This is a genomic window from Clostridium puniceum, from assembly GCF_002006345.1.
GTDB lineage: Bacteria > Bacillota > Clostridia > Clostridiales > Clostridiaceae > Clostridium > Clostridium puniceum.
Map to the genome: position 1 here is coordinate 1 of NZ_LZZM01000123.1, position 950 is coordinate 950.

Sequence of the window (950 nt, forward strand, 5' to 3'; positions counted from 1 at the left end):
GGATATGCCAGCGGTTCAGCAGCAGGAAATGCTACTGTAAGCCTATCATTCACTCCTTCTATAGTTGTAATAAGTTATTATTATGACGAAAATATGTATCAACTACTAACACCATTACGTGGTTTTGGTATTAGTAGTTCTCCCCAATGGGGAAGCAAGGTATTTGCTAATACAATAACTGTAGGGAATAATTCATTTTCGTGCACCACTAGCGGAAGAACATTTGATTATATGGCTTGGGAATAAATAGAGGAAGGATTGATATTATGAAAACACTAATACTGTATGACAATACTGGATATATTTATTTACAAATAAGAGATTCAGAAAATAGATTACCACAGGGAGGTATTCAATTTTTAGAAATAGAAATACCAGAGGGTAAAACATTAAAAAGTATAGATGTTACTGTAACACCTAATGTTCCAGTATACGAAGATATACCATTAACAGAGATAGAAAAGGTAAATACTCAAATGACTACTATATTAAAATCATTAATTAAATAAGAAGGAGGAAAATTATTGTGGATAACGTGAAAATTATAATCTTGTTATTTTCAATGGAGCAATTAAAAAAAGAAGATGTATTTGATTATGTCTGTAATGGAAAAATAACTACAACAGATTATAAAACAATAACAAATGAAGAGTGTCCAGAAGTTCCATTAGATGTAGCTAAAAATTTAAAGAAAGAAGAAATTTCTTTAGCTTGTAAGAATATAATTTATGGTGGATTTACATCTAAAGCACATTACGGAGTGGAAAAAACTTTTGGAAGTACTGCAGAGGATCAAGCTAATATAACTGGAAATGCTCAATCTGCTATTTCAAAAGTTGCAGGAGTACAAGAATGCCAAGCTGATAAGTTTTATTACCATGCAAGTGGAGAACCTTTTGAAGAATGGAATGCTTCAGAGTGTATTGATCTTGGTAGAGACTTTAAGAGCT

2 protein-coding genes and 1 pseudogene are annotated in these 950 nt (G+C 31.5%); all 3 read left to right on the top strand.

The features are described 5' to 3' along the window. Positions 1-246, top strand: a 246-nt coding sequence (locus CLPUN_RS27605; protein WP_158078738.1) for a hypothetical protein, incomplete at its 5' end; no start/stop codon positions are given. A 20-nt stretch (positions 247-266) separates the two neighbouring features. Continuing rightward, on the top strand, positions 267-509 hold the full coding sequence (locus CLPUN_RS09300) for a hypothetical protein (RefSeq protein WP_077847015.1): 243 nt from the start codon (positions 267-269) through the stop codon (positions 507-509). 17 nt (positions 510-526) lie between these two features. Then, a pseudogene (locus CLPUN_RS09305) lies at positions 527-950 on the top strand (hypothetical protein); the annotation flags it as partial.

Excerpts from the sequence above, each read along its gene's own strand:
- CLPUN_RS09300 (WP_077847015.1), top strand. The coding sequence starts at position 267 with ATGAAAACACTAATACTGTATGACAATACTGGATATATTTATTTACAA.